The following is a 19,159-nucleotide window of genomic DNA, read 5'->3' as shown; positions in this document are numbered from 1 at the left end:
TGGCAGGCGGCTTAGGTCAACGGGTTTTCGTCGGCAGACATTGCTTTCGTTCGAGCGCCCATGAAAACGGTGGTTTGCGAGCTCGCATACGATCGTTTCAATTTATTGTATACAAAAAGTCATTCAGTTGTGTTCTATTGCCTTATCGCTTTTTCACCTGCCCTCAGGGCTTCTCACAACAAGAAGAGGACCTTTCCATGAACGTTTTGAACCTGAAAGTCGCTGTCAGCCTGGTCAACGCCGCGCTGGCAGCGGGCCGCAAGATCAATGCCGCGCCGTTGACGGTCGCGGTGCTGGATGCCGGCGGGCACCTGTTGGCGCTGCAACGCGAGGACGGCGCCAGCCTGATTCGCCCAGAGGTGGCCACCGGCAAGGCCTGGGGTGCGATCGCGCTGGGCAAGGGCTCGCGCCTGCTGGCGCTGGATGCGCAGCAACGGCCGGCGTTTTTCGCGGCGTTGAACGGGCTGGGTGAGCGCCCGGTGGTGCCGGCGCCGGGGGGCGTGTTGATTCGTGATCAGGACGGCAAGGTGCTGGGAGCGGTAGGGATCAGTGGCGATACGTCGGATATCGACGAGCAGTGCGCGATCAGTGCGATCGAAGAGGTGGGGTTGAAGGCGGATGCGGGGGTGGCTGCCTGATTCTTTATTGACTGGGCCGGCCTCATCGCCGGCAAGCCGGCTCCCACAGGGCGCTCAGCGCATCCTTGTGGGAGCCGGCTTGCCGGCGATCGGGCCTTCAGGCCGCTTCGGGCTCGCAGCCCTTGAGCACCAGCCGAATGATGGTTTCGGCGGCCGCTTCATAATCACTGTCGGCCAGCTTGGCCTTGCCGGTGATCACCGAAATCTGCCAGTCGAAATCGGCGTAGGTCTGCGTCGCCGCCCAGATGCTGAACATCAGGTGATGGGGGTCGACATGGGCGATCTGCCCGCGCTCGATCCAGCGCTTGATGCACTCGATGTTGTGGTGGGCCTGCTCGTTGAGCTGCTCGACCTGGTTGGGCGACAGGTGCGGCGCGCCATGCATGATCTCGCTGGCGAACACCTTCGAGGCATGCGGCAGGTCGCGCGAAATGCGGATCTTCGAGCGGATGTAGGCGCTTAGCACTTCCTTCGGATCACCGTCGGCATTGAACGGCGTCGAAGCCTGCATGATCGGCGCGATGATGCTTTCCAGGACCTCGCGATAGAGGTTGTCCTTGGACTTGAAGTAGTAATACACGTTCGGCTTGGGCAGGCCGGCCTTGGCCGCGATATCGCTGGTCTTGGTGGCGGCGAAACCCTTGTCGGCGAATTCTTCACTGGCTGCGCGCAGGATCAGCTCCTTGTTGCGCTCGCGAATGGTACTCATGGTGCTGGCGGTCCTTTGACGCTGCGAGCCCGGATGGTAGCACTGAATGCCACGCTGTCGCTTGCCTGAACGAAATGCGCGTGGCCCGTTGCCGGCGCCGCCGCGCTGCTAGAGTTTCAACTCGACGACCCTTTGCCTGGCAGCGGCCTGCTGTCGGCCCCACGCCCGGTTGGTCGCCTGACCCCTGGATCGACTTGAGCGGACGCACTGTCGTGGGCAAAGGCAAACGAATCACACACCGGTTGCTGCTCGGCCTGGGAGGGCTGCTGCTGGTCTTGCTGGCCTGCTGGTGGTGGTCGCGGCCCGCGCACCCGCAGCGCCCGGCAGCTGCCGGCGAGCCGGTGGCTGCGGTGGCCGTGGCGGTCCAGGATGTGCCGGTGTACATCGACGCCCTGGGCACGGTCACGCCCTCGCGCAGCGTCAGTGTCAGCACCCAGGTCAACGGCATTCTCGCCACCGTGGAGTTCCAGGAAGGCCAGGCCGTGCGCCAGGGCCAGGTGATTGCACGGATCGATGACCGCGCGATCAAGGCCCAGCTGGCGCAGGCGCGTGGCGTGCTGGCCCACGACCAGGCGGTGCTGGACAACGCCCGGCGCGACCTGGCGCGGTTTCGCGAACTGATCAAGGCCGGCTCGGTCAGCCAGCAGACCCTCGACACCCAGGCCTCGACCGTCGAGCAGCTGGCCGGCACCGTGGCCGCCGACCAGGGGGCGGTGCAGAACCTTGAAGTGCAACTGGGCTATTGCACCCTCACCTCGCCGGTCGATGGTGTGGTGGGCTTGCGCCAGGTGGACCCGGGCAACTATGTCAGCACCACCAGCACCACGCCGATCGCGGTGATCACCCAGATGCGCCCGGCCACGGTGGTGTTCGCCGTGCCCGAGGATGACCTGGGCAAGATCCACCAGGCCCAGGTGCAGGGGCCGGTGAGCGTGCTGGCTTTCGACCGCGACAAGCGCGTGCTGCTGGCCACGGGCATGCTCCTGGCGCTGGACAACCAGGTCGACACCAGCACCGGCACGGTCAAGGTCAAGGCGCGTTTCGACACGGCCGGCAATGCGCTGTTTCCCAACCAGTTCGTCAATGCCCGGCTCAAGGCCGACACCCTGCAGCAGGTGCCGGTGGTGCCGACGCGGGCCATCCAGCATGGCAGCCAGGGCGATTTCGTGTTCATCGCCCAGGGCACCAAGGCGCAGTTGCGCAAGGTGCGCAGCGGGCCTGCGAGTGGCGAGCTCACGGCGATTCTCGAGCAAGGCGTGCGGCCCGGTGAGCAGGTGATCACCGAAGGCGCCGACAAGCTCGACGACGGCTCGCCGATCAAGGTCGTGGCGCCATGAGCCGCGGCCAATGAACATCTCGCGCCCGTTCATCGAGCGGCCGGTAGCCACCTGCCTGCTGATGTGCGCGGTACTGCTGCTGGGCATCCTCGGTTATCGCCTGCTGCCGGTCTCGGCGTTGCCGCAGGTCGACTACCCGACCATCCAGGTGTTCACCCAGTACCCCGGCGCCAGCCCCGAGGTGATCAGCTCGTCGATCAGCGCGCCGCTCGAACGCCAGCTGGGCGAGATGCCGGGGCTGCGCTCGATGGGCTCGACCAGCTCGGACGGCGCCTCGGTGCTGACCCTGCAGTTCGACCTGGCGCTGTCGCTGGACGTCGCCGAGCAGGAAGTGCAGGCAGCGATCAATGCCGCCGGCACATTCCTGCCGGCCAACCTGCCGTACCCGCCGGTGTACAGCAAGGTCAACCCAGCCGATGCGCCGGTGCTGACCTTGTCGCTGACCTCCGACGTGCTGCCGTTGACCAAGGTCCAGGACCTGGCCGACACACGCCTGGCGCAGAAGATTTCGCAGATCGCCGGGGTTGGCCTGGTGACCATCAGCGGCGGCCAGCGCCCGGCCGTGCGCATCGAGGCCAACACCTCGGCGCTGAACAACCTGGGCCTGTCACTGGAAGACCTGCGCAGCTCGCTGGGCAGTGCCAACGTCAACCAGGCCAAAGGCAACCTCGATGGCCGCTACCAGGCCTATTCGATCGGCGCCAACGATCAGTTGCAGCAACCCGAAGACTACCGCGACCTGGTGATCGCCTACCGCAACGGTGCGGCGATTCGCCTGTCCCAGGTCGCCAGCTCCATCCTCGGCGCAGAAAACCCGCGCCAGGCGGCCTGGACCAACGGCACCCCGGCCATCGTGCTGAACATCCAGCGCCAACCGGGGGCCAACGTGATCGACGTGGTGGACCGGGTCCAGCGGCTGCTGCCGACCCTGCGCGCCAGCCTGCCGGGCACGCTCAAGGTGGCTGTGCTCACCGACCGCACCCAGACCATCCGTGCCTCGGTCAGCGACGTGCAGTTCGAGCTGGGCGTGGCCGTGGTGCTGGTGGTGCTGGTGATCCTGCTGTTCCTGCGCAACCTGGCCGCCACCCTGATCCCGGCCTTGACCGTGCCATTGACGCTGGTCGGCACGCTGGCGGTGATCTACACCCTGGGCTTTTCCCTGAACAACCTGACGTTGATGGCGCTGACCATCTCCATCGGTTTCGTGGTCGACGATGCCATCGTCATGGTCGAGAACATCACCCGTTACCTGGAGGCCGGCGACACGCCGTTGCAGGCGGCGCTCAAAGGCGCGGCGCAGATTGGTTTCACCATCGTCTCGCTGTCCATCGCGCTGATCGCGGTGATGATCCCGCTGCTGTTCATGGGCGATGTGGTCGGGCGGTTGTTCCGTGAGTTCGCCATGACCGTGGCCGTGACCATCGTCATTTCCGCGCTCATCACCCTGACCCTGACCCCCATGCTCTGCGCCCGCCTGCTGCGCCACCGGCAGAACAGCCAGGCAAGCGACCTGTTCACCCGTGTCGAGGGCCGTTACCTGCGCGGCCTGGACTGGGTGCTGGCGCACCGTGGCCTGGCGCTGTTGTCGGTGCTGTTGACGGCGGCATTGACGCTGCTGACCTTGCTGGCCATGCCCAAGGGCTTCTTCCCCGAGCAGGACACCGGCCTGATCCAGGGTATTTCCCAGGCGGCGCCCAGCACCTCGTTCCAGGGCATGCAGCAACAGCAGCAGCGCCTGGTCGCGCGCATTCTGCAAGACCCGGCGGTGCAGAGCCTGTCGTCGTTCGTCGGCATCGACCAGAACAACCCGACCCTCAACCAGGGCAGCCTGCTGATCAACCTCAAGCCACGCGGCGAACGTGACAGCGCCGCGGCGGTGATTCGCCGGCTGGCCGACGCCAACGCCGACGATGCCGGCATCCGCCTGTACCTGCACGGCGTGCAGGACCTGACCCTGGATGCCACGGTGTCCACCACTGCCTACCGCCTGGGCCTGCAGGCCGGCGACATGCAGACCCTCGAACAGTGGACCGGCAAGCTGCTGGCGGCGATCCGCCAGGACCCGACCTTCACCGACGTGCAGAGCCAGGCGATGCAGTTCGGCAACCAGGTGCAACTGGACTTCGACCGCGCCACCGCCTCGCGCCTGGGCGTCACCCCCCAGGCCATCGACGATGTGCTGTACGACGCCTTTGGCCAGCGCCAGGTCTCGACCTTGTACACCCAGCTCAATCAGTACCATGTGGTGATGGTCAGCGACCGCCCGCCACGCAACCTTGCCGACCTGCTGACAGGCCTCTACGTGGGCCTGCCCGGTGGCGGCGTGGCGCCGTTGTCGAGCATGGCCACGCAGAGCGTGCAGCGGGTGCCGCTGACGCTCAACCGGCTCGGCCAGTTCCCCTACGCCGACATCGCCTTCAACCTGGCCCCGGGGCAGTCGCTGGGGGCGGCGGTGGACCGGCTCAAGGCCATCGAAACGCAACTGGGCATGCCGGCCTCGGTGCAGCTGTCGCTGGAGGGGGCGGCGGCGACCTTTGCCGATTCGCTGGGCAACCAGGCGTTTCTGGTGGGCGCGGCGATCGTCGTGGTGTACCTGATGCTGGGCATCCTCTACGAAAGCTTCGTGCACCCGGTGACCATTCTTTCCACCCTGCTGTCGGCGGCGCTGGGCGCGTTGCTGGCGTTGCTGATCACCGGCACGCAGTTCGACATCATCGGCCTGATCGGCATCGTGCTGCTGATCGGCATCGTGATGAAGAACGGCATCATGATGGTCGACTTCGCCCTGGAGCTGCAGCGCGGTGAAGGCGCCGAGCCGCTGGCGGCGATCCGCAAGGCCGCGCAGCTGCGCCTGCGGCCGATCCTGATGACCAGCCTGGCCTCGCTGTTCGGTGCGCTGCCCCTGGCGTTCGGCAGTGGCGTGGGCTCCGAGCTGCGCCACCCGTTGGGCATCGCGATCATCGGCGGGTTGCTGCTGAGCCAGGCGCTGACGCTGTTCTCCACCCCGGTGATCTACCTGGCCATGAACGGCCTGGGGCAGCGCTTCAGGCGGCGCCGCGCGTTGCTGGAGGCGCCATGAGCAACCTCAGCGCGCCGTTCATCCGGCGCCCGGTGGCCACGGCGCTGCTGGCCCTGGGCCTGGCCCTGTTCGGCGCCCTGGCGTTCACCTTGTTGCCGGTGGCGCCGCTGCCGGAAGTCGACTTCCCCACCATCAGCGTGCGCGCATCGCTGCCGGGCGCCGACCCCTACACCGTGGCCACCTCGGTGGCCACGCCGCTGGAGCGCCAGTTCGGGCAGATCGCCGGGGTCACCCAGATGACCTCCTCGAGCACCCTGGGCGCCACGCGGATCAACTTGCAGTTCGACCTGGATCGCAACATCGATGGCGCCGCGCGCGATGTGCAGGCAGCGATCAATGCCGCGCGCAGCAACCTGCCCAGCGACCTGTCGGGCAACCCGACCTACCGCAAGGTCAACCCGGCCGACTCGCCGATCCTGATCATCGGCCTGACCTCCGCAAGCGCCACCCCGGCGCAGATGTACGACGTGGCCTCCACCTTGCTCGAGCAGCGCCTGCTGCAGACCCGCGGGGTGGGCGATGTCACGGTCGGCGGCGGGGCCTTGCCGGCCGTGCGCGTGGAGCTCAACCCCGACCGGCTCAACCACTACGGCATCAGCCTCGAGCAGGTGCGCACGGCCATCGCCAGCGCCAACGTCAACCAGCCCAAGGGCGCCCTGGAGCTGGCCGGGCAGAATCACCTGCTGGCGGCCAACGACCAGCTGTACACCCCGGGCGACTATGCGCCGCTGGTGGTCAAGCATGACGGCGGCAGCCTGGTGCGCATCGCCGACCTGGGCCAGGTGCGCGAGGATGTCGAAGACCTGCGCAACTTCGGCCTGTTCAACGGCAAGCCGGCGGTGCTGCTGGTGTTGTTCAAGCAGCCCGGGGCCAACGTGATCGACACGGTCGATGCGGTGAAGGCGCAGCTGCCTTTGCTGCAGGCGTCGATCCCGGCGACCATCAAGCTGAGCATCCTCATGGACCGCAGCACCACCATTCGCGCCTCGCTGCGCGATGTGGAAATCACCCTGCTGGCGGCCATCGCCCTGGTCACGCTGGTGACCTACGGCTTCTTTCGCGACTGGCGCAGCACCCTGGTGCCGGCCATCGCCGTGCCGTTGTCGCTGCTGGGCACCTTTGCCGGCATGTATTTTCTGGGCTACAGCCTGAACAACCTGTCGCTGATGGCGCTGACCATCGCCACCGGTTTCGTGGTGGACGATGCGATCGTGGTGGTGGAGAACATCATGCGCCACCTCGAACGTGGCGTGCCGCGCCTGCAGGCGGCGCTGGACGGCGCCGGCGAGGTGGGCTTCACGGTGTTGAGCATCAGCGTCTCGCTGGTGGCGGTGTTCATCCCGCTGCTGCTCATGGGCGGCATCGTCGGGCGCTTGTTCCGCGAGTTTTCCGTGACCTTGTCGTTGTCGATCGTCATCTCGATGCTGATCTCGCTGACCATCACCCCGGTGCTGGCCAGCGTGCTGCTGCGCCCACCGGCGCAGGCGCACGCGGGCGATACGCCGGATTCGCGGTTCCACCGCTTCTACGACCGCAGCCTGGCCTGGGTGATCGGCCATTCGCGCTTGATGGGGCTTTTGACCCTGCTGGTGATGGGCTTGGCGGTGGTGCTGTACGTGCTGGTGCCCAAGGGCTTCTTCCCGCAGGAGGACAGTGGCCGGCTGTCGGGGACCATCCTGGCGTCGCAGAGTGTGTCGTATGCCGCGATGCAGGCTGACTTTCGCGAGATCAACCGCCAGGTGGTGAGCAACCCCAATGTCCAGACCGTGGGCGGGTTCGTCGGCGGTGGCGGTGGCGGTGGTTCGGGGGCGATCAACAGCGCCCAGCTGTTCGTCGCGCTCAAGCCCAAGGGCGAACGCCAGGCCAGCGCCGACCAGGTGATCGCGCAGATCCGCCACGCCCTGGGCGCGATGCCGGGTACCCGGCTGTACCTGCAGTCGGCCCAGGACATCACGGTCGGCGGCCGGCAGAGCGGCGCGCAATTCCAGTACACCCTGACCGCGGACGACCAGGCCAGCCTCGATCAGTGGGTGCCCAAGGTGGTGGCGGTGCTGCGCGGCTTGGCGCAGCTCACCGACGTCAACACCGACCAGCAGAACGCCAGCCTGATGACGCACCTGCAGGTCAACCGGGATGCCGCGGCGCGGCTGGGGGTGAACATGGCGGCAGTGGACCAGACGCTATACGACGCCTTTGGCCAGCGCCAGGTGTCGACCCTGTACCGCGCCGCCAACCAGTACCACGTGGTGATGAGCCTGGCGCCGTCCTACTGGAGCGACCCGGCGGTGCTCAAGACCCTCTACCTGCCCAGCAGCCAGGGCGCAACGCCACTGGTGCCGCTGGCCGCCGTGGCCAACCAGGCGCTGGCGCGCACGGCGATTGCCATCAACCACCAGGGCACCTTCCCGGCCGTCACGGCGTCATTCAACCTGGCGCCGGGGGTGTCGATCGGCCAGGCCACCGCGCTGGTCGATGCGGGCGTGGCGCAGCTGCGCATGCCCGCCAGCGTGGTGGGGGAGTTTGCCGGTACCGCGCAAGTGTTCAAGGCCTCGCTGGCCAGCGAGCCGTTGCTGATCGTCGCGGCGCTGGTGTCGGTGTACATCGTGCTGGGCATCCTCTACGAAAACCTGGTGCACCCGCTGACCATCCTCTCGACCCTGCCCTCGGCGGGCGTCGGTGCGCTGGTGGCGCTGCTGCTGACCGGCACGGAACTGTCGATCATCGCCTTGGTGGGGGTGATCCTGCTGATTGGCATCGTCAAGAAGAACGCGATCATGATGATCGACTTCGCCCTGCACACGCGCCGCACCGAGGGCCTGGATGCGCGGGCGGCGATCCGCCAGGCCTGCCTGGTGCGGGTGCGGCCGATCATGATGACCACCCTGGCGGCGACCCTGGGCGCGCTGCCGCTGGTGCTGGGCAATGGCTATGGCGCCGAACTGCGCCGGCCGCTGGGCATCTCGATCATTGGCGGGCTGCTGTTCAGCCAGCTGCTGACGCTGTACAGCACGCCGGTGATCTACCTGTGGCTGGACCGCCTGGCAAGCCGGCTGCGTGGCACCGGCAAGGAGCAAGGCAGATGAACCTGCGCAGCGCTTGCCTGGCCCTGTGCCTGTTGCTGGGGGGCTGCATGGTCGGGCCTGATTACCAGCGCCCGGCGATGGCGCTGCCCCAGGGCTTCAAGGAAGGCGGGCAATGGCAGCGCGCGGCCGCCAACCCGCAGGGCGCCCTGGACAGCCGCTGGTGGCTGGGCTTTGGCGATGCCCAGCTGAACAGCCTGATCGAGCAGTCGGCGCGGGCCAACCAGTCGATCGTCGCCGCCGAAGCGGCCTGGCGCCAGGCCAGGGACCAGGTGGCCATCAGCCGCGCCGGGCTGTGGCCGACCGTGACCGCCGGCCTTTCGGCGACGCGCGGCGTCGATGGCGGCGGGGCGACCTTGTCCAAGGGCACCGGCAGCGGCGTGCAGCAGACTGTCAGCGCCACCTTGGGCGCCAGCTGGGAGCCGGACCTGTGGGGGCAGGTGCGGCGTACCCTCGAATCGAGCGAAGCGCTGGCGCAGGCCTCCGATGCGCAGCTGGCCGGGGTGCGCCTGTCGATTGCCAGCAGCGTTGCCAGCAATTACCTCGGCCTGCGCCAGCTGGACCTGGACATCGCCTTGCTCGAACGCCAGCAGCAGCTCAACCAGCAGCTGCTGGACATGACCCAGGCGAGCTTCGTGCAAGGCGCCGCGTCCAACGACCAGTTGCTGGTGGCCCAGGACCAGTTGAGCACGGTGGTGGCCGCGTTGCAGACCGCCCAGCGCAGCCGCGAGCAGTTCGAGCATGCCTTGGCCGTGCTGGTCGGCCAGGCACCTGCGCAGTTCAGCATCGCGCCGCGCAGCGACTATGCCTTCGCCGTGCCGCACCCGCCGCTGAGCCTGCCATCGCGGCTGTTGCTGCGCCGCCCCGACGTGATTGCCGCCGAACGCACGGCGGCGGCGGCCAATGCCCGCATCGGGGTGGCCGAGGCGGCGTTCTACCCCACCCTCGACCTCAGCGCCGAAGTCGGTTTTCGCGGCAGTGCCCTGGGTGGCCTGTTCAGTGTGCCCAACCGTATCTGGAGCCTGGGCCCGGCGCTGGCGGCCACCTTGTTCGACGGCGGCGCCCGCGAGGCCAGCCTGCGCCAGGCGTATGCCGGCTACGACGAGGACGTGGCCAACTACCGAGGGGCCGTGCTGGCTGCGCTGCAGAACGTCGAGGACAACCTCTCGGCGCTCAACCACCTGCAGCGCCAGGCCGACACCTTCGGCCAGATCCACCAGCGCAACCAGCAGCTGTTCGCCAGCCAGCAGACCCAGCAGCGGGTGGGCGTGGTCAGCCAGCAAGCGGTGGTGACCCAGCAATTGCTGCTGTTGCAGAGCGAGCAGAACCTGCGCGATGCCCAGGGCCAGCTGAGCCAGGCCAGCGTCGCCCTGATCCAGAGCCTGGGCGGCGGCTGGGCACCCTGAGCGGCGCGGAGTATGCTGCAGGTTTTGCTTCGTAGGGAAACGTGAACCATGGCCGCAAGCAGTCTGCTGGTATTGATCGACGACATCGCCACGGTGCTCGACGATGTCTCGCTGATGACCAAGGTCGCGGCGAAGAAGACCGCCGGGGTGCTTGGCGACGACCTGGCGCTCAATGCCCAGCAGGTCACCGGTGTGCGCGCCGAGCGCGAGATCCCGGTGGTGTGGGCGGTGGCCAAGGGCTCGTTCATCAACAAGGCGATATTGGTGCCGGCGGCGCTGCTGATCAGTGCGTTCATCCCCTGGGCGGTGACGCCGCTGCTGATGGTCGGCGGTGCCTACCTGTGCTTCGAGGGCTTCGAGAAGCTCGCGCACAAGTTCCTGCATGGCAAGGAGCAGGACAGCGCCCAGCAAGAGGCGCGCAAGCAAGCCGTGGCCGATGCCAATGTCGACCTGGTGGCCTACGAGAAAGCCAAGATCAAGGGCGCGGTGCGCACCGACTTCATCCTTTCGGCGGAGATCATCGCCATTACCCTGGGCACCGTGGCCGATGCGCCGCTGACCCAGCAGATCATCGTGCTGTCAGGCATCGCCATCATCATGACCATCGGCGTGTACGGGCTGGTGGGCGGCATCGTCAAGCTCGATGACCTGGGCCTGTGGCTGACGCAGAAGGCGTCGAGCCTGGCCCGGGCAGTGGGCAACGGCATCCTGCGCGCCGCGCCCTACATGATGAAGAGCCTGTCGGTGATCGGCACCGCGGCGATGTTCCTGGTCGGTGGCGGCATCCTGGTGCATGGCATCGCGCCCCTGCATCACGCCATCGAGGCGTTCAGCGAGGGGCGCGGTGGGGCGCTGACCGGGGCGTTGCTCAACGGCGTGGCCGGGGTGCTGGCCGGCGCAGTGGTGCTGGCGGTGGTCAGCGCCGCTTCCAGGCTGTGGCGGGCGATCAGGGGCTGACCACCACGTTGCTGTCGGCCGGTTTCCAGCTCAGCAGGCCCTGGCTGAAGCCATAGGCGGCGCTCTGGTAGTAGGCGATGGCCCGGCGTACCAGCGGGTTGTCATTGCCCACGGTGGTTTCGCGGCTGTTGCCCAGGGCATCCTGGTGCACGCGCATGCCGCCGCGCGGGCTGAGGATGGCCAGGTCCTGGCCGTCGAACAGGCCCAGGTGCTGGTAGTTGCCGATCAGCACCCGTGGCGGCAGGGCATCTTCCTTGAGCAGGTCGCGGCCAAAGAAGGTCGAGGTGTAGTTCAGGTTGAGCAGGCCGAGCACGGTGGGCGCCAGGTCGATCTGGCTGGCCAGCTTGCCATCCTCGCGCGCTTCGACCAGCTTGGGCGCGTAGATCCACAGCGGGATCTGGTAGTTGTTCACCGGCAGGTCCTCGACACCGGCGCTGCCGGCGGTGTGGTCGGCGACGAAGATGAACAGGGTGTTGTCGAACCAGGGCTTGGCCTTGGCCTGCTCGAGGAACTCGGCAATGGCGTGGTCGGTGTACTTCACGGCGCCTTCACGGCCTTCACCGGACGGGATGTCGATACGCCCGTCGGGGTAGGTGTAGGGGCGGTGGTTGGAGGTGGTCATCAGCTGCAGGAAGAACGGCTGCTGCTTGGCGTGGTCGGCATCGGCCAGTTTCAGGGTCTGGCGGTACAGGTCTTCGTCGGCCATGCCCCAGGCGTTCTTGAAGCTGATCTCGCTTTCATCGACGCTGCTCTGGTCGACGATGCGGTAGCCGTTGCCGCTGAAGAAGGCGTTCATGTTGTCGAAGTAGCCGCGCCCGCCGTAGACGAACACCGCATCGTAGCCCACCGCCTTCAATTGCTGGCCGAGGCTGGCGTAACCGCTTTCGCGGCCGATGCGCTTGACGATCGAACGCCCCGGGGTGGGCGGGATCGACAGGGTGATGGCTTCCAGGCCGCGGTCGGTGCGGGTGCCGGTGGCGTAGAAGTTGTTGAAGTACAGGCTCTGGCGGCGCAGCGCATCGAGGTTTGGCGTGAGGTTGCGGTCATCGCCGTTGCTGCCCATGTACTTGGCGCTGAAGCTTTCGATGGTCACCAGGATGATGTTCGGCGTGCGCTGCGCACCGTCGGCGCTGACCTGGCGGCGGATGTCCTGCGGGTCGCTGCCTTCGAGCTGCACGCGCGGTTCGGCCAGCTCCTTGTGCATCTGCGCGCCGACATCGGCGGCGTCCAGGCTTGCGTAGAACTGGGTGTAGTCCAGTTCGTTGTTACGGAAGGCGGCGAAGAACTGGTACGGGCCGTTGCTGGCCAGCTCGCGCTGGTAGGCGTTGCCGCCCTGGCCACGGGGGAACTGCTGGTCGATCACCAGCACGTTCAGGCCCACCAGCACGGCCAGCAGGGCAACGCCGAGCAGGCGCTGGCGCGCAGTCGCGGCGGGTGCGGCCAGGGCCTGGGCCAGCGGCTTGCGCAGCAGCAAGGCAAGCACCACGGCGACCACGGCGATGGCGCTGAGCAGGGTTGGCAGTGGGTAGGACTCGCGGATGTTGTCCAGCACTTCCTTGGAGTACACCAGGTAGTCGACGGCGATGAAGTTGAAGCGCACGCCGAACTCGTCCCAGAACAGCCATTCGGCCACGGCGACGAACAGCATCACGAACAGGCTCAGCACCAGCAGCGCGCCCAGCAGCCAGCGATGCCCGCGGGTACGCCACAGCCCGGCGGGGCACAGTGCCACGTAAACGCCCAGCGGCAAGGCGGCGTAGACCAGGAAGCTGAGGTCGTAGAGGGCGCCGCCGAAGAATAGCGAGAAGTAATTGCCGCTCACTTCATCCAGGTGGGTAACCAGCAGCACGATCCGCGTCAGCAGAAAAATACCGAACCAGAGTGAGCAAACAAGTAGCAGGTACCGCCACGGGGCGGACAGGGAATTGCGCATGGAGTTGGCCTGTTGTCTTTCTTGGATATGCGAGGACAGGCAGTGTAGAAGGGACTTTGAAAAAAATCTGTCAAAATTTCGCAGTGCGTGACATGCAACGCGCAATTATAGTCGCAGGCCTTGGAATTTAATCACATCGGGAGGTGGGAACATGTTTGGCAGTGTATTGACTTACGATACCTATCACTTGGCGCTCTACCTGCTCACGGCCCTGGCCTGGGCGGCCTTGGGCTTTTTCCTGCTGCTGCGGGGGCTGGATCTGCAGGCGCTGTACCGCTGTTGCGCGATGTTCGGCCTGGCCCTGGCGATCAATGCGGTAATGCTGGTGTTGGATATCTTGCGAATACTCGAACATCACCAGGTGGAATTGGCGTTGCTGGTAATTGGCATGGCCTTGCCGCTATCGATTATTTTGACCTTCAAGGCAAATTCTTTTGTAAATAAGCGAGCGCTTAAATAAGTGTAAGTGATCGCTTACACGTTTGCCGGTGACAGCGTCGATGGCCCTCGACGCTGTCACGATTCAGCCGATCAGAAGTGCACTTTGACCAGGAAGCTGGCGGTGTTCTGGTCGGTGGTGAAGCCTTCGGAATCCTTGATCCCGTATTTGTTCTTCCAGTAGTCGTACTCGAAACCGACGTACAGCTGCTTCTCGCCCAGGTGCAAGGCCTTGCCCAGGTCGTACTTGACCTGCGGGTTGAAGTGCAGGTTGGCGTGGTAGTCGCCACGGCTGTTCTGGTCGTTGTCGACCACCCAGTCCATGTAGCCGTCGATGAGGATGTCGGACGAGCCCACAGGCAGGGTGTAGGACCACACCGGGGTGATCTGCCAGACGTTGTCACCCGGGCGGCTGCCGTCGGTGGTGCGCTGGTAGAAGTTCAGCTGGAAGTAGTCGAAGCCTGGGATCGCCAGGTCGAAGCCCGGGCCGATCAGGTACGACTCGGTATCACCCTCGCCGAACTCATAGGTCATGGCCAGCAGCACGTCCTTGACCGGGCCGAACTCCAGCTTCTGGTCGAAGATCTTGCCGAACGACAGGCGCGGGCTGATCTCGCCGTAGTAGGTGTTGGGGCCGTTGTTGAAGTCCTTCTTGCCGTTGTAGAAGATCTTGTCGACGAAGATGAAGTTGTCGCCGTACTTCCAGCCATCGGCGTGTTCGAAGGTGACCGTCTGCTGCACTTCAGGGTTGACCTTGAAGTTCTTGCCCCACAGGTAGGTCAGGCTGTTGTTCTGCCACTGCAGCAGGTCGTCGGCGTAGGTCGCGCCGCAGGCCAGCAGGCCGCCGGCGAGAATCAGGCTGTTGATGGTACGCATTGCGAGTGTCGCTCCCTTGTTTTGATCTGTTGTCAGCGCTCGTAAAGGCGCTGTTCTTGTCTTTTGAGTCAGCTTTTTTCGATAGGCCACAGCTGTTTGGCAAGAGCTGCGCCAACTTTTCCGGGTTGGCGGCAACGGTCCTGCTCGACTCGTTCTGAACGGATGAAAATGGGTATTTCAGGCTGGCAACACGTTGGCCAACCGCCCGAATTCATTGACTGAGCGGTCAGTAAACGCAGGCAGAATCCATCCTGCCCTGATCGAGGGGGCGCGCAGATTACTGGCTTGCGCGCCCGGCCTCAAGTGCTCCATCTTGGAACACGCTGTTACAAAGTTGTGCGTTCGGTCAGGTTATCAGAAATGCACCTTGATCAGTGCACTGGCAACACTCTGATTGCTTTCCAGGTTGCCGCGGCTGTCGATGCCGTACTTGTCCTTCCAGTAGCTGTACTCGAAGCCCACGTACAGCTGCTTGGCGCCCAGGTTCAGGGCCTTGCCCAGGTCGTACTTGACCTGTGGGTTGAAGTGCAGGTTGGCGTGGTAGGTGCCGCGGCTGTTCTGGTCGTTGTCGGGCACCCAGTCCATGTAACCGTCGATCAGAATGTCGGACTTGCCCACCGGGATGGTGTACGACCAGCCAGGGGTGATCTGCCAGACATTGTCGCCAGGGCGGCTGCCTTCGGTGTTGCGCACATAGAAGTTGAGGGTGAAGTAGTTGAAGCCCGGGATGTCCAGGTCGAAGCCGGGGCCGATCAGGTAGGCCTCGTTGTCGCCTTCACCGCGTTCGTAGGTCATCGCCAGCAGCACGTCCTTGACCGGGCCGAAGGCCAGCTTCTGGTCGAAGATCTTGCCGAACGACAGGCGCGGGCTGAACTCACCGTAGTAGGTGGTCACGCCTTTGCCCGGGTCGGGCTTGCCGTTGTAGAAGATCTTGTCGATGAACAGGAACGTGTCGCCGTACTTCCATTTGTTGGCGTGCTCGAAGGTGATGGTCTGCTGGATGTCGGGGTTGACCTTGAAATCCTTGCCGTACAGATAGGTCAGGCTTTCGCCATGCCAGAGCAGCCAATCGCCTGCGTGCGCGGGGAGGGTGGCCAGCAGGCTGCTGCCCAGCAGCAGTGACGAGGTGATGCGCTTCATGTTGTGATTCCCGGACTTATTGTTTTTGTTGGCGGTTTTTTCGGCGCGCAGGCGCCCCGAGCAGCCCATTCCGGCGGGCCGACGGTGTAGCGGTTACTGCGGGTATGAGCAGGGGCGGCAAAGCTGCCGCCCCGCTAGGCTCAATGCTGGTGACAGGCGTCGTTGTGCGCGGCGCGGTCGGCACCGCCGAGGATGTTGAACAGCACGTTCAGCACCAGGGCACTGACCGTGGCCATGGCGATGCCGCTGTGGGTGATGGGTTCCATCCACTGGGGCATCTGCGCGAAGAACTCCGGACGGACCACGGGGATCAGGCCAAAGCCGACGCTCACTGCAACCAGCAGCTGGTTGCGACGGTCGCCGATGTCCGCTTCCTGGAGGATCTTGATCCCGGTGGCGGTGACCATGCCGAACATGGCGATGGACGCGCCGCCCAGTACCGCAGGCGGGATCGAGGCGATCAGGAAGGCCGCCTTGGGCAGCAGGCTGAGCAGGATCAGCAGTGCGCCGGCGACCACGGTGACGTAGCGGCAGCGTACCCCGGTCATCTGCACCAGGCCGATGTTCTGGGCGAAGGAGGAGTGGGTGAAGGTGTTGAAAAAACCGGCGACGAACGACGCACCGGCATCGCACAGCAGGCCGCGACGCAGCATGCCAGGCGTGACTTCACGATCAGTCACCTTGCCCAGGGCCAGGAACATGCCCGTGGACTCGACGAAGATGATCACCACCACCAGGCACATCGACAGGATCGGTGCCAGGCTGAAGGTCGGCATGCCGAAGTGCAGTGGGGTCACCACTTGCAGCCACGGCGCCTCGTTCAGGCCAGACAGGTCGACCATGCCGATGGAGCCGGCCAGGATGTAACCCAGGCCCATGCCCACCAGGACCGAAACGTTGACCCAGAAACCGCGCATGAAGCGGTTGATCAGCAGGATCACCGCCAGCACCAGGCCGGCCACCATCAGGTAGATGGGCGAACCGAAGGCTTCTGCCTCATGGCCACCACCGGCCCAGTTGACCGCGACCGGGAACAGCGACAGGCCGATCGAGGTAATCACGGTACCGGTGACCAGCGGTGGGAAGAAGCGCACCACCTTGGACATGAACGGCGCAATCAACATGCCGAAGAAGCCGGCAGCGATGGTTGCACCGAAGATGCCCTGCAGGCCTACGCCGGGCATGCCGGCCATGGCCACCATGCTGCCGACGGCAGCGAAACTGGCGCCCATCATCACCGGCATGCGGATCCCTACCGGGCCGATACCGAACGACTGGATGATGGTGGCTACGCCTGCGACCAGAAGGTCGGCGTTGATCAGGAAGGCAACTTCTTCACGGGACAATCCGGCAGCCTGGCCGATGATCAAAGGCACGGCAATCGCGCCTCCGTACATCAACAGAACATGTTGCAGGCCTACCAGGATCAGTTGGAACAGGGGCAGGGGCTGTCGCGGCGGCGCAACTGGAATGTACGCCTTGCGTGACTCGGACATGCAGCACCTCGAGTTTTGTTTTTATTCTCGGATCCAAGCGCCAGGCCAAGGCCTGGTCGCTCGATGCTTGCTTGTTGCGTGTTGCTTGCAGCGTGGGCCGGCAAGCCGGCCCATTCGCGGCGCAAGACCGCTCCCGCCAGGGCGCGCGGACGCCCCGGCGGGACAGGTGTATCAGTTGACCTGCGCGCCTTTGGCGATCCAGTCACCGACCAGCTTGCGCTCCTCGGTGGTCATCTGGGTGATGTTGCCCAGCGGCATGATCTGGCTGGCGACCGCTTGCGCCTGAATGCGCGCGGCCTGGGCCTGGATCTGCTGCGGGGTGTCGAACATCACGCCGGCAGGGGCAGCGCTGAACAGTGGGCTGGTCGGTTTCGACGAGTGGCACACACTGCAGCGTTCCTGGATGACTTTGTGGATCTTGTCGAAGTCGCCACCAGCAGCCTGCGCGGTCGCTTCGGCCGGCGCTTGTGCGGGTGCGGCTGGCGCTTGGGAAGCCTTGGCGGCGTCTTCGGCACGTTGCTCGGCAGCGGTCTTGCCACCCACTGCAGTTGCCGGCAGCGGTTGGTACTCGATCTTCGCCGCCGCCTGCTCAGGCGCAACAGCCATCGGCTTGGGGCCGGTGACGTAGGCCAGGCAGATCATCGCCAGCGCGCCCACAGGCAGGGTCCAGGCGTACTTGTTGCTGTCGTGGCGGGTGTTGAAGTAGTGGCGGATCAGAACCGCGGCTACTGCGATACCGGCCAGGATCAGCCAGTTGTACTGGCTACCGTAGGTGCTCGGGAAGTGGTTGCTGATCATGATGAACAGCACCGGCAGGGTGAAGTAGTTGTTGTGACGCGAACGCAGCAGGCCCTTGGCCGGCAGCACCGGGTCGGGGGTCTGGTTGTTCTCGATCGCCGCCACCAGCTGGCGCTGGGCCGGCATGATGATGCGGAACACGTTACCGACCATGATGGTGCCGATGATCGCGCCGGTGTGCAGGTAGGCACCACGGCCGCTGAACACCAGGCTGAAGCCGAAGCAGGCAGCGATGATCAGCACGAACAGCACGGCGCCGAGCAGGGCAGGGTGCTTGCCCAGCGGCGAGTCGCACAGGAAGTCGTAGATGAACCAGCCGGCGATCAGCGAACCGATACCGATGGCCACGCCTTCGGCACCGCTCAGGGTGCTGCCGGGTGCCAGCAGGTACAGGCTGGGGTTCCAGTAGAACACCACGCACAGCAGGGCAATACCGGACATCCAGGTGAAGTAGGCTTCCCATTTGAACCAGTGCAGGTTCTCGGGCATTTTCGGGGGTGCGAGTTTGTATTTCTCCAGGTGGTAGATACCACCGCCGTGAATCGCCCAGAGATCACCCGACAACCCATCGCGCGGGTTGCTTCGATTCAGGTGGTTCTCCAGCCAGACGAAGTAGAACGATGCACCGATCCAGGCGACACCGGTGATCATGTGAACCCAGCGAATGCTCAGGTTCAGCCATTCGTGAAGGTGTGCTTCCACAGTATGTACCTCTGCCAGTCACCGTTTGATGACTGACCTTTTCTTATTGGTGGGGATTGAGGATCAGCATCTGTTCCTCGGTGAAGTAATGCTCATCGCAGTTGTTGCCAGAACCACTGCGATCAACCACCAGGAAATCATCCCGCTTTTCGATCGTCAGCACCGGGTGGTGCCAGACGCCGCGATGGTAATTGACGCCCTGCCTGCCATTACTGCGGAAGGCACGGACCAAGCCTGATACAGGTGCATCGCCAACGGGCGCGACCACGATCAGAAAGGGGTTGCCGAGCAGCGGGATGAAAGCCTGGCTGCCCAGCGGATGGCGCTCTAGCATGCGCACGGTCAGCGGCATGTCCTGCGCGTCGGCGCGGAAGATGCTGATGATGGCGTTGTCTTCAGGCTCGGCGGTCTCGACCGTGGCGAGCTTGTGAAAGCGCATGGTCGAGCCGTTGTTGATCATGAAGTGGTCGCTGCCATCGGTTTCGATCACGTCTCCGAAAGGGGCGAAGGCTTCTTTGGTCAGGGGCTCGATCATCAGGGTGCGCATGCGGTTATCTCTTCTATTGTTCG

The 19,159-nt window shown here is 65.0% G+C and carries 14 protein-coding genes; 7 read left to right on the top strand and 7 right to left on the bottom strand.

Going from position 1 to position 19,159, the window contains the following annotated elements:
• Positions 1-197 precede the first annotated feature (197 nt).
• Positions 198-638, top strand: coding sequence for a GlcG/HbpS family heme-binding protein (locus L6D75_RS07130; RefSeq protein ID WP_176517158.1), 441 nt, complete (start codon positions 198-200; stop codon positions 636-638).
• A gap of 97 nt (positions 639-735) precedes the next feature.
• Here L6D75_RS07130 and L6D75_RS07125 read toward each other — a convergent pair whose 3' ends face one another.
• A complete protein-coding gene (locus tag L6D75_RS07125) occupies positions 736-1,347 on the bottom strand; it encodes a TetR/AcrR family transcriptional regulator (protein ID WP_176517156.1) in 612 nt (203 codons plus the stop codon).
• Positions 1,348-1,613: 266 nt separating this feature from the next.
• On the opposite strand from L6D75_RS07125, the gene L6D75_RS07120 reads away from it, so the two are divergent.
• Genes L6D75_RS07120 through L6D75_RS07100 form a run of 5 tightly spaced genes read left to right on the top strand, consistent with a single transcriptional unit; the run spans position 1,614 to position 11,206 of the window.
• Positions 1,614-2,684, top strand: coding sequence for an efflux RND transporter periplasmic adaptor subunit (locus L6D75_RS07120; RefSeq protein WP_371871984.1), 1,071 nt, complete (start codon positions 1,614-1,616; stop codon positions 2,682-2,684).
• Positions 2,685-2,694: 10 nt separating this feature from the next.
• On the top strand, positions 2,695-5,763 hold the full coding sequence (locus tag L6D75_RS07115; RefSeq protein WP_176517153.1) for an efflux RND transporter permease subunit: 3,069 nt from the start codon (positions 2,695-2,697) through the stop codon (positions 5,761-5,763).
• Positions 5,760-8,846: an efflux RND transporter permease subunit gene (locus tag L6D75_RS07110; RefSeq protein ID WP_176517152.1), complete on the top strand. Its 3,087-nt coding sequence runs from the start codon at positions 5,760-5,762 to the stop codon at positions 8,844-8,846. Before L6D75_RS07115 ends, L6D75_RS07110 begins: the two co-directional genes overlap by 4 nt.
• Complete coding sequence (locus tag L6D75_RS07105; RefSeq protein WP_176517151.1) at positions 8,843-10,249, top strand: efflux transporter outer membrane subunit; 1,407 nt, start codon at positions 8,843-8,845, stop codon at positions 10,247-10,249. The genes L6D75_RS07110 and L6D75_RS07105 overlap by 4 nt, the downstream gene beginning before the upstream one ends.
• 48 nt (positions 10,250-10,297) lie before the next feature.
• The gene (locus L6D75_RS07100; RefSeq protein WP_176517150.1) at positions 10,298-11,206 is read left to right on the top strand and encodes a DUF808 domain-containing protein; all 909 of its coding nucleotides are present in this window, start codon (positions 10,298-10,300) and stop codon (positions 11,204-11,206) included.
• Here L6D75_RS07100 and L6D75_RS07095 read toward each other — a convergent pair.
• Entirely contained in the window at positions 11,196-13,139 is a 1,944-nt protein-coding gene (locus L6D75_RS07095) for an LTA synthase family protein (protein WP_176517149.1), read from the bottom strand. The genes L6D75_RS07100 and L6D75_RS07095 overlap by 11 nt on opposite strands.
• Before the next feature lie 151 nt (positions 13,140-13,290).
• Between L6D75_RS07095 and L6D75_RS07090 the strand changes: the two genes are divergently transcribed.
• Positions 13,291-13,599 (top strand): hypothetical protein, encoded by a 309-nt coding sequence (locus L6D75_RS07090; RefSeq protein ID WP_176517148.1) that lies wholly within the window; start codon positions 13,291-13,293, stop codon positions 13,597-13,599.
• A 71-nt stretch (positions 13,600-13,670) separates the two neighbouring features.
• Here L6D75_RS07090 and L6D75_RS07085 read toward each other — a convergent pair whose 3' ends face one another.
• The 5 genes from L6D75_RS07085 to L6D75_RS07065 all read right to left on the bottom strand — a co-directional run bounded on the left by L6D75_RS07085 (position 13,671) and on the right by L6D75_RS07065 (position 19,136).
• The gene (locus L6D75_RS07085) at positions 13,671-14,453 is read right to left on the bottom strand and encodes an outer membrane protein OmpK (RefSeq protein ID WP_176517146.1); all 783 of its coding nucleotides are present in this window, start codon (positions 14,451-14,453) and stop codon (positions 13,671-13,673) included.
• Between the two features lie 354 nt (positions 14,454-14,807).
• Positions 14,808-15,593, bottom strand: coding sequence for an outer membrane protein OmpK (locus tag L6D75_RS07080; RefSeq protein WP_176517145.1), 786 nt, complete (start codon positions 15,591-15,593; stop codon positions 14,808-14,810).
• A gap of 140 nt (positions 15,594-15,733) precedes the next feature.
• Complete coding sequence (locus tag L6D75_RS07075) at positions 15,734-17,089, bottom strand: nucleobase:cation symporter-2 family protein (RefSeq protein WP_176517144.1); 1,356 nt, start codon at positions 17,087-17,089, stop codon at positions 15,734-15,736.
• A gap of 171 nt (positions 17,090-17,260) precedes the next feature.
• Positions 17,261-18,589, bottom strand: a complete 1,329-nt coding sequence (locus L6D75_RS07070; protein WP_176517143.1) for a urate hydroxylase PuuD — start codon at positions 18,587-18,589, stop codon at positions 17,261-17,263.
• 43 nt (positions 18,590-18,632) lie between these two features.
• Positions 18,633-19,136: an ureidoglycolate lyase gene (locus tag L6D75_RS07065; RefSeq protein WP_016393761.1), complete on the bottom strand. Its 504-nt coding sequence runs from the start codon at positions 19,134-19,136 to the stop codon at positions 18,633-18,635.
• Positions 19,137-19,159 lie beyond the last annotated feature (23 nt).

It is taken from the genome of Pseudomonas faucium (genome assembly GCF_021602585.1).
GTDB classification, from domain to species: domain Bacteria; phylum Pseudomonadota; class Gammaproteobacteria; order Pseudomonadales; family Pseudomonadaceae; genus Aquipseudomonas; species Aquipseudomonas faucium.
Note: the sequence above shows the minus strand (reverse complement) of the source record. Positions and strands in the feature narration are given on the sequence as shown.

Bases quoted from the DNA above. Each gene is read 5' to 3' on its own strand.
- L6D75_RS07110 (WP_176517152.1), top strand. From the start codon at position 5,760: ATGAGCAACCTCAGCGCGCCGTTCATCCGGCGCCCGGTGGCCACGGCG.
- L6D75_RS07085 (WP_176517146.1), bottom strand. From the start codon at position 14,453: ATGCGTACCATCAACAGCCTGATTCTCGCCGGCGGCCTGCTGGCCTGC.
- L6D75_RS07100 (WP_176517150.1), top strand. From the start codon at position 10,298: ATGGCCGCAAGCAGTCTGCTGGTATTGATCGACGACATCGCCACGGTG.
- L6D75_RS07115 (WP_176517153.1), top strand. From the start codon at position 2,695: ATGAACATCTCGCGCCCGTTCATCGAGCGGCCGGTAGCCACCTGCCTG.
- L6D75_RS07065 (WP_016393761.1), bottom strand. From the start codon at position 19,136: ATGCGCACCCTGATGATCGAGCCCCTGACCAAAGAAGCCTTCGCCCCT.
- L6D75_RS07080 (WP_176517145.1), bottom strand. From the start codon at position 15,593: ATGAAGCGCATCACCTCGTCACTGCTGCTGGGCAGCAGCCTGCTGGCC.
- L6D75_RS07105 (WP_176517151.1), top strand. From the start codon at position 8,843: ATGAACCTGCGCAGCGCTTGCCTGGCCCTGTGCCTGTTGCTGGGGGGC.
- L6D75_RS07095 (WP_176517149.1), bottom strand. From the start codon at position 13,139: ATGCGCAATTCCCTGTCCGCCCCGTGGCGGTACCTGCTACTTGTTTGC.
- L6D75_RS07125 (WP_176517156.1), bottom strand. From the start codon at position 1,347: ATGAGTACCATTCGCGAGCGCAACAAGGAGCTGATCCTGCGCGCAGCC.
- L6D75_RS07090 (WP_176517148.1), top strand. From the start codon at position 13,291: ATGTTTGGCAGTGTATTGACTTACGATACCTATCACTTGGCGCTCTAC.
- L6D75_RS07130 (WP_176517158.1), top strand. From the start codon at position 198: ATGAACGTTTTGAACCTGAAAGTCGCTGTCAGCCTGGTCAACGCCGCG.
- L6D75_RS07075 (WP_176517144.1), bottom strand. From the start codon at position 17,089: ATGTCCGAGTCACGCAAGGCGTACATTCCAGTTGCGCCGCCGCGACAG.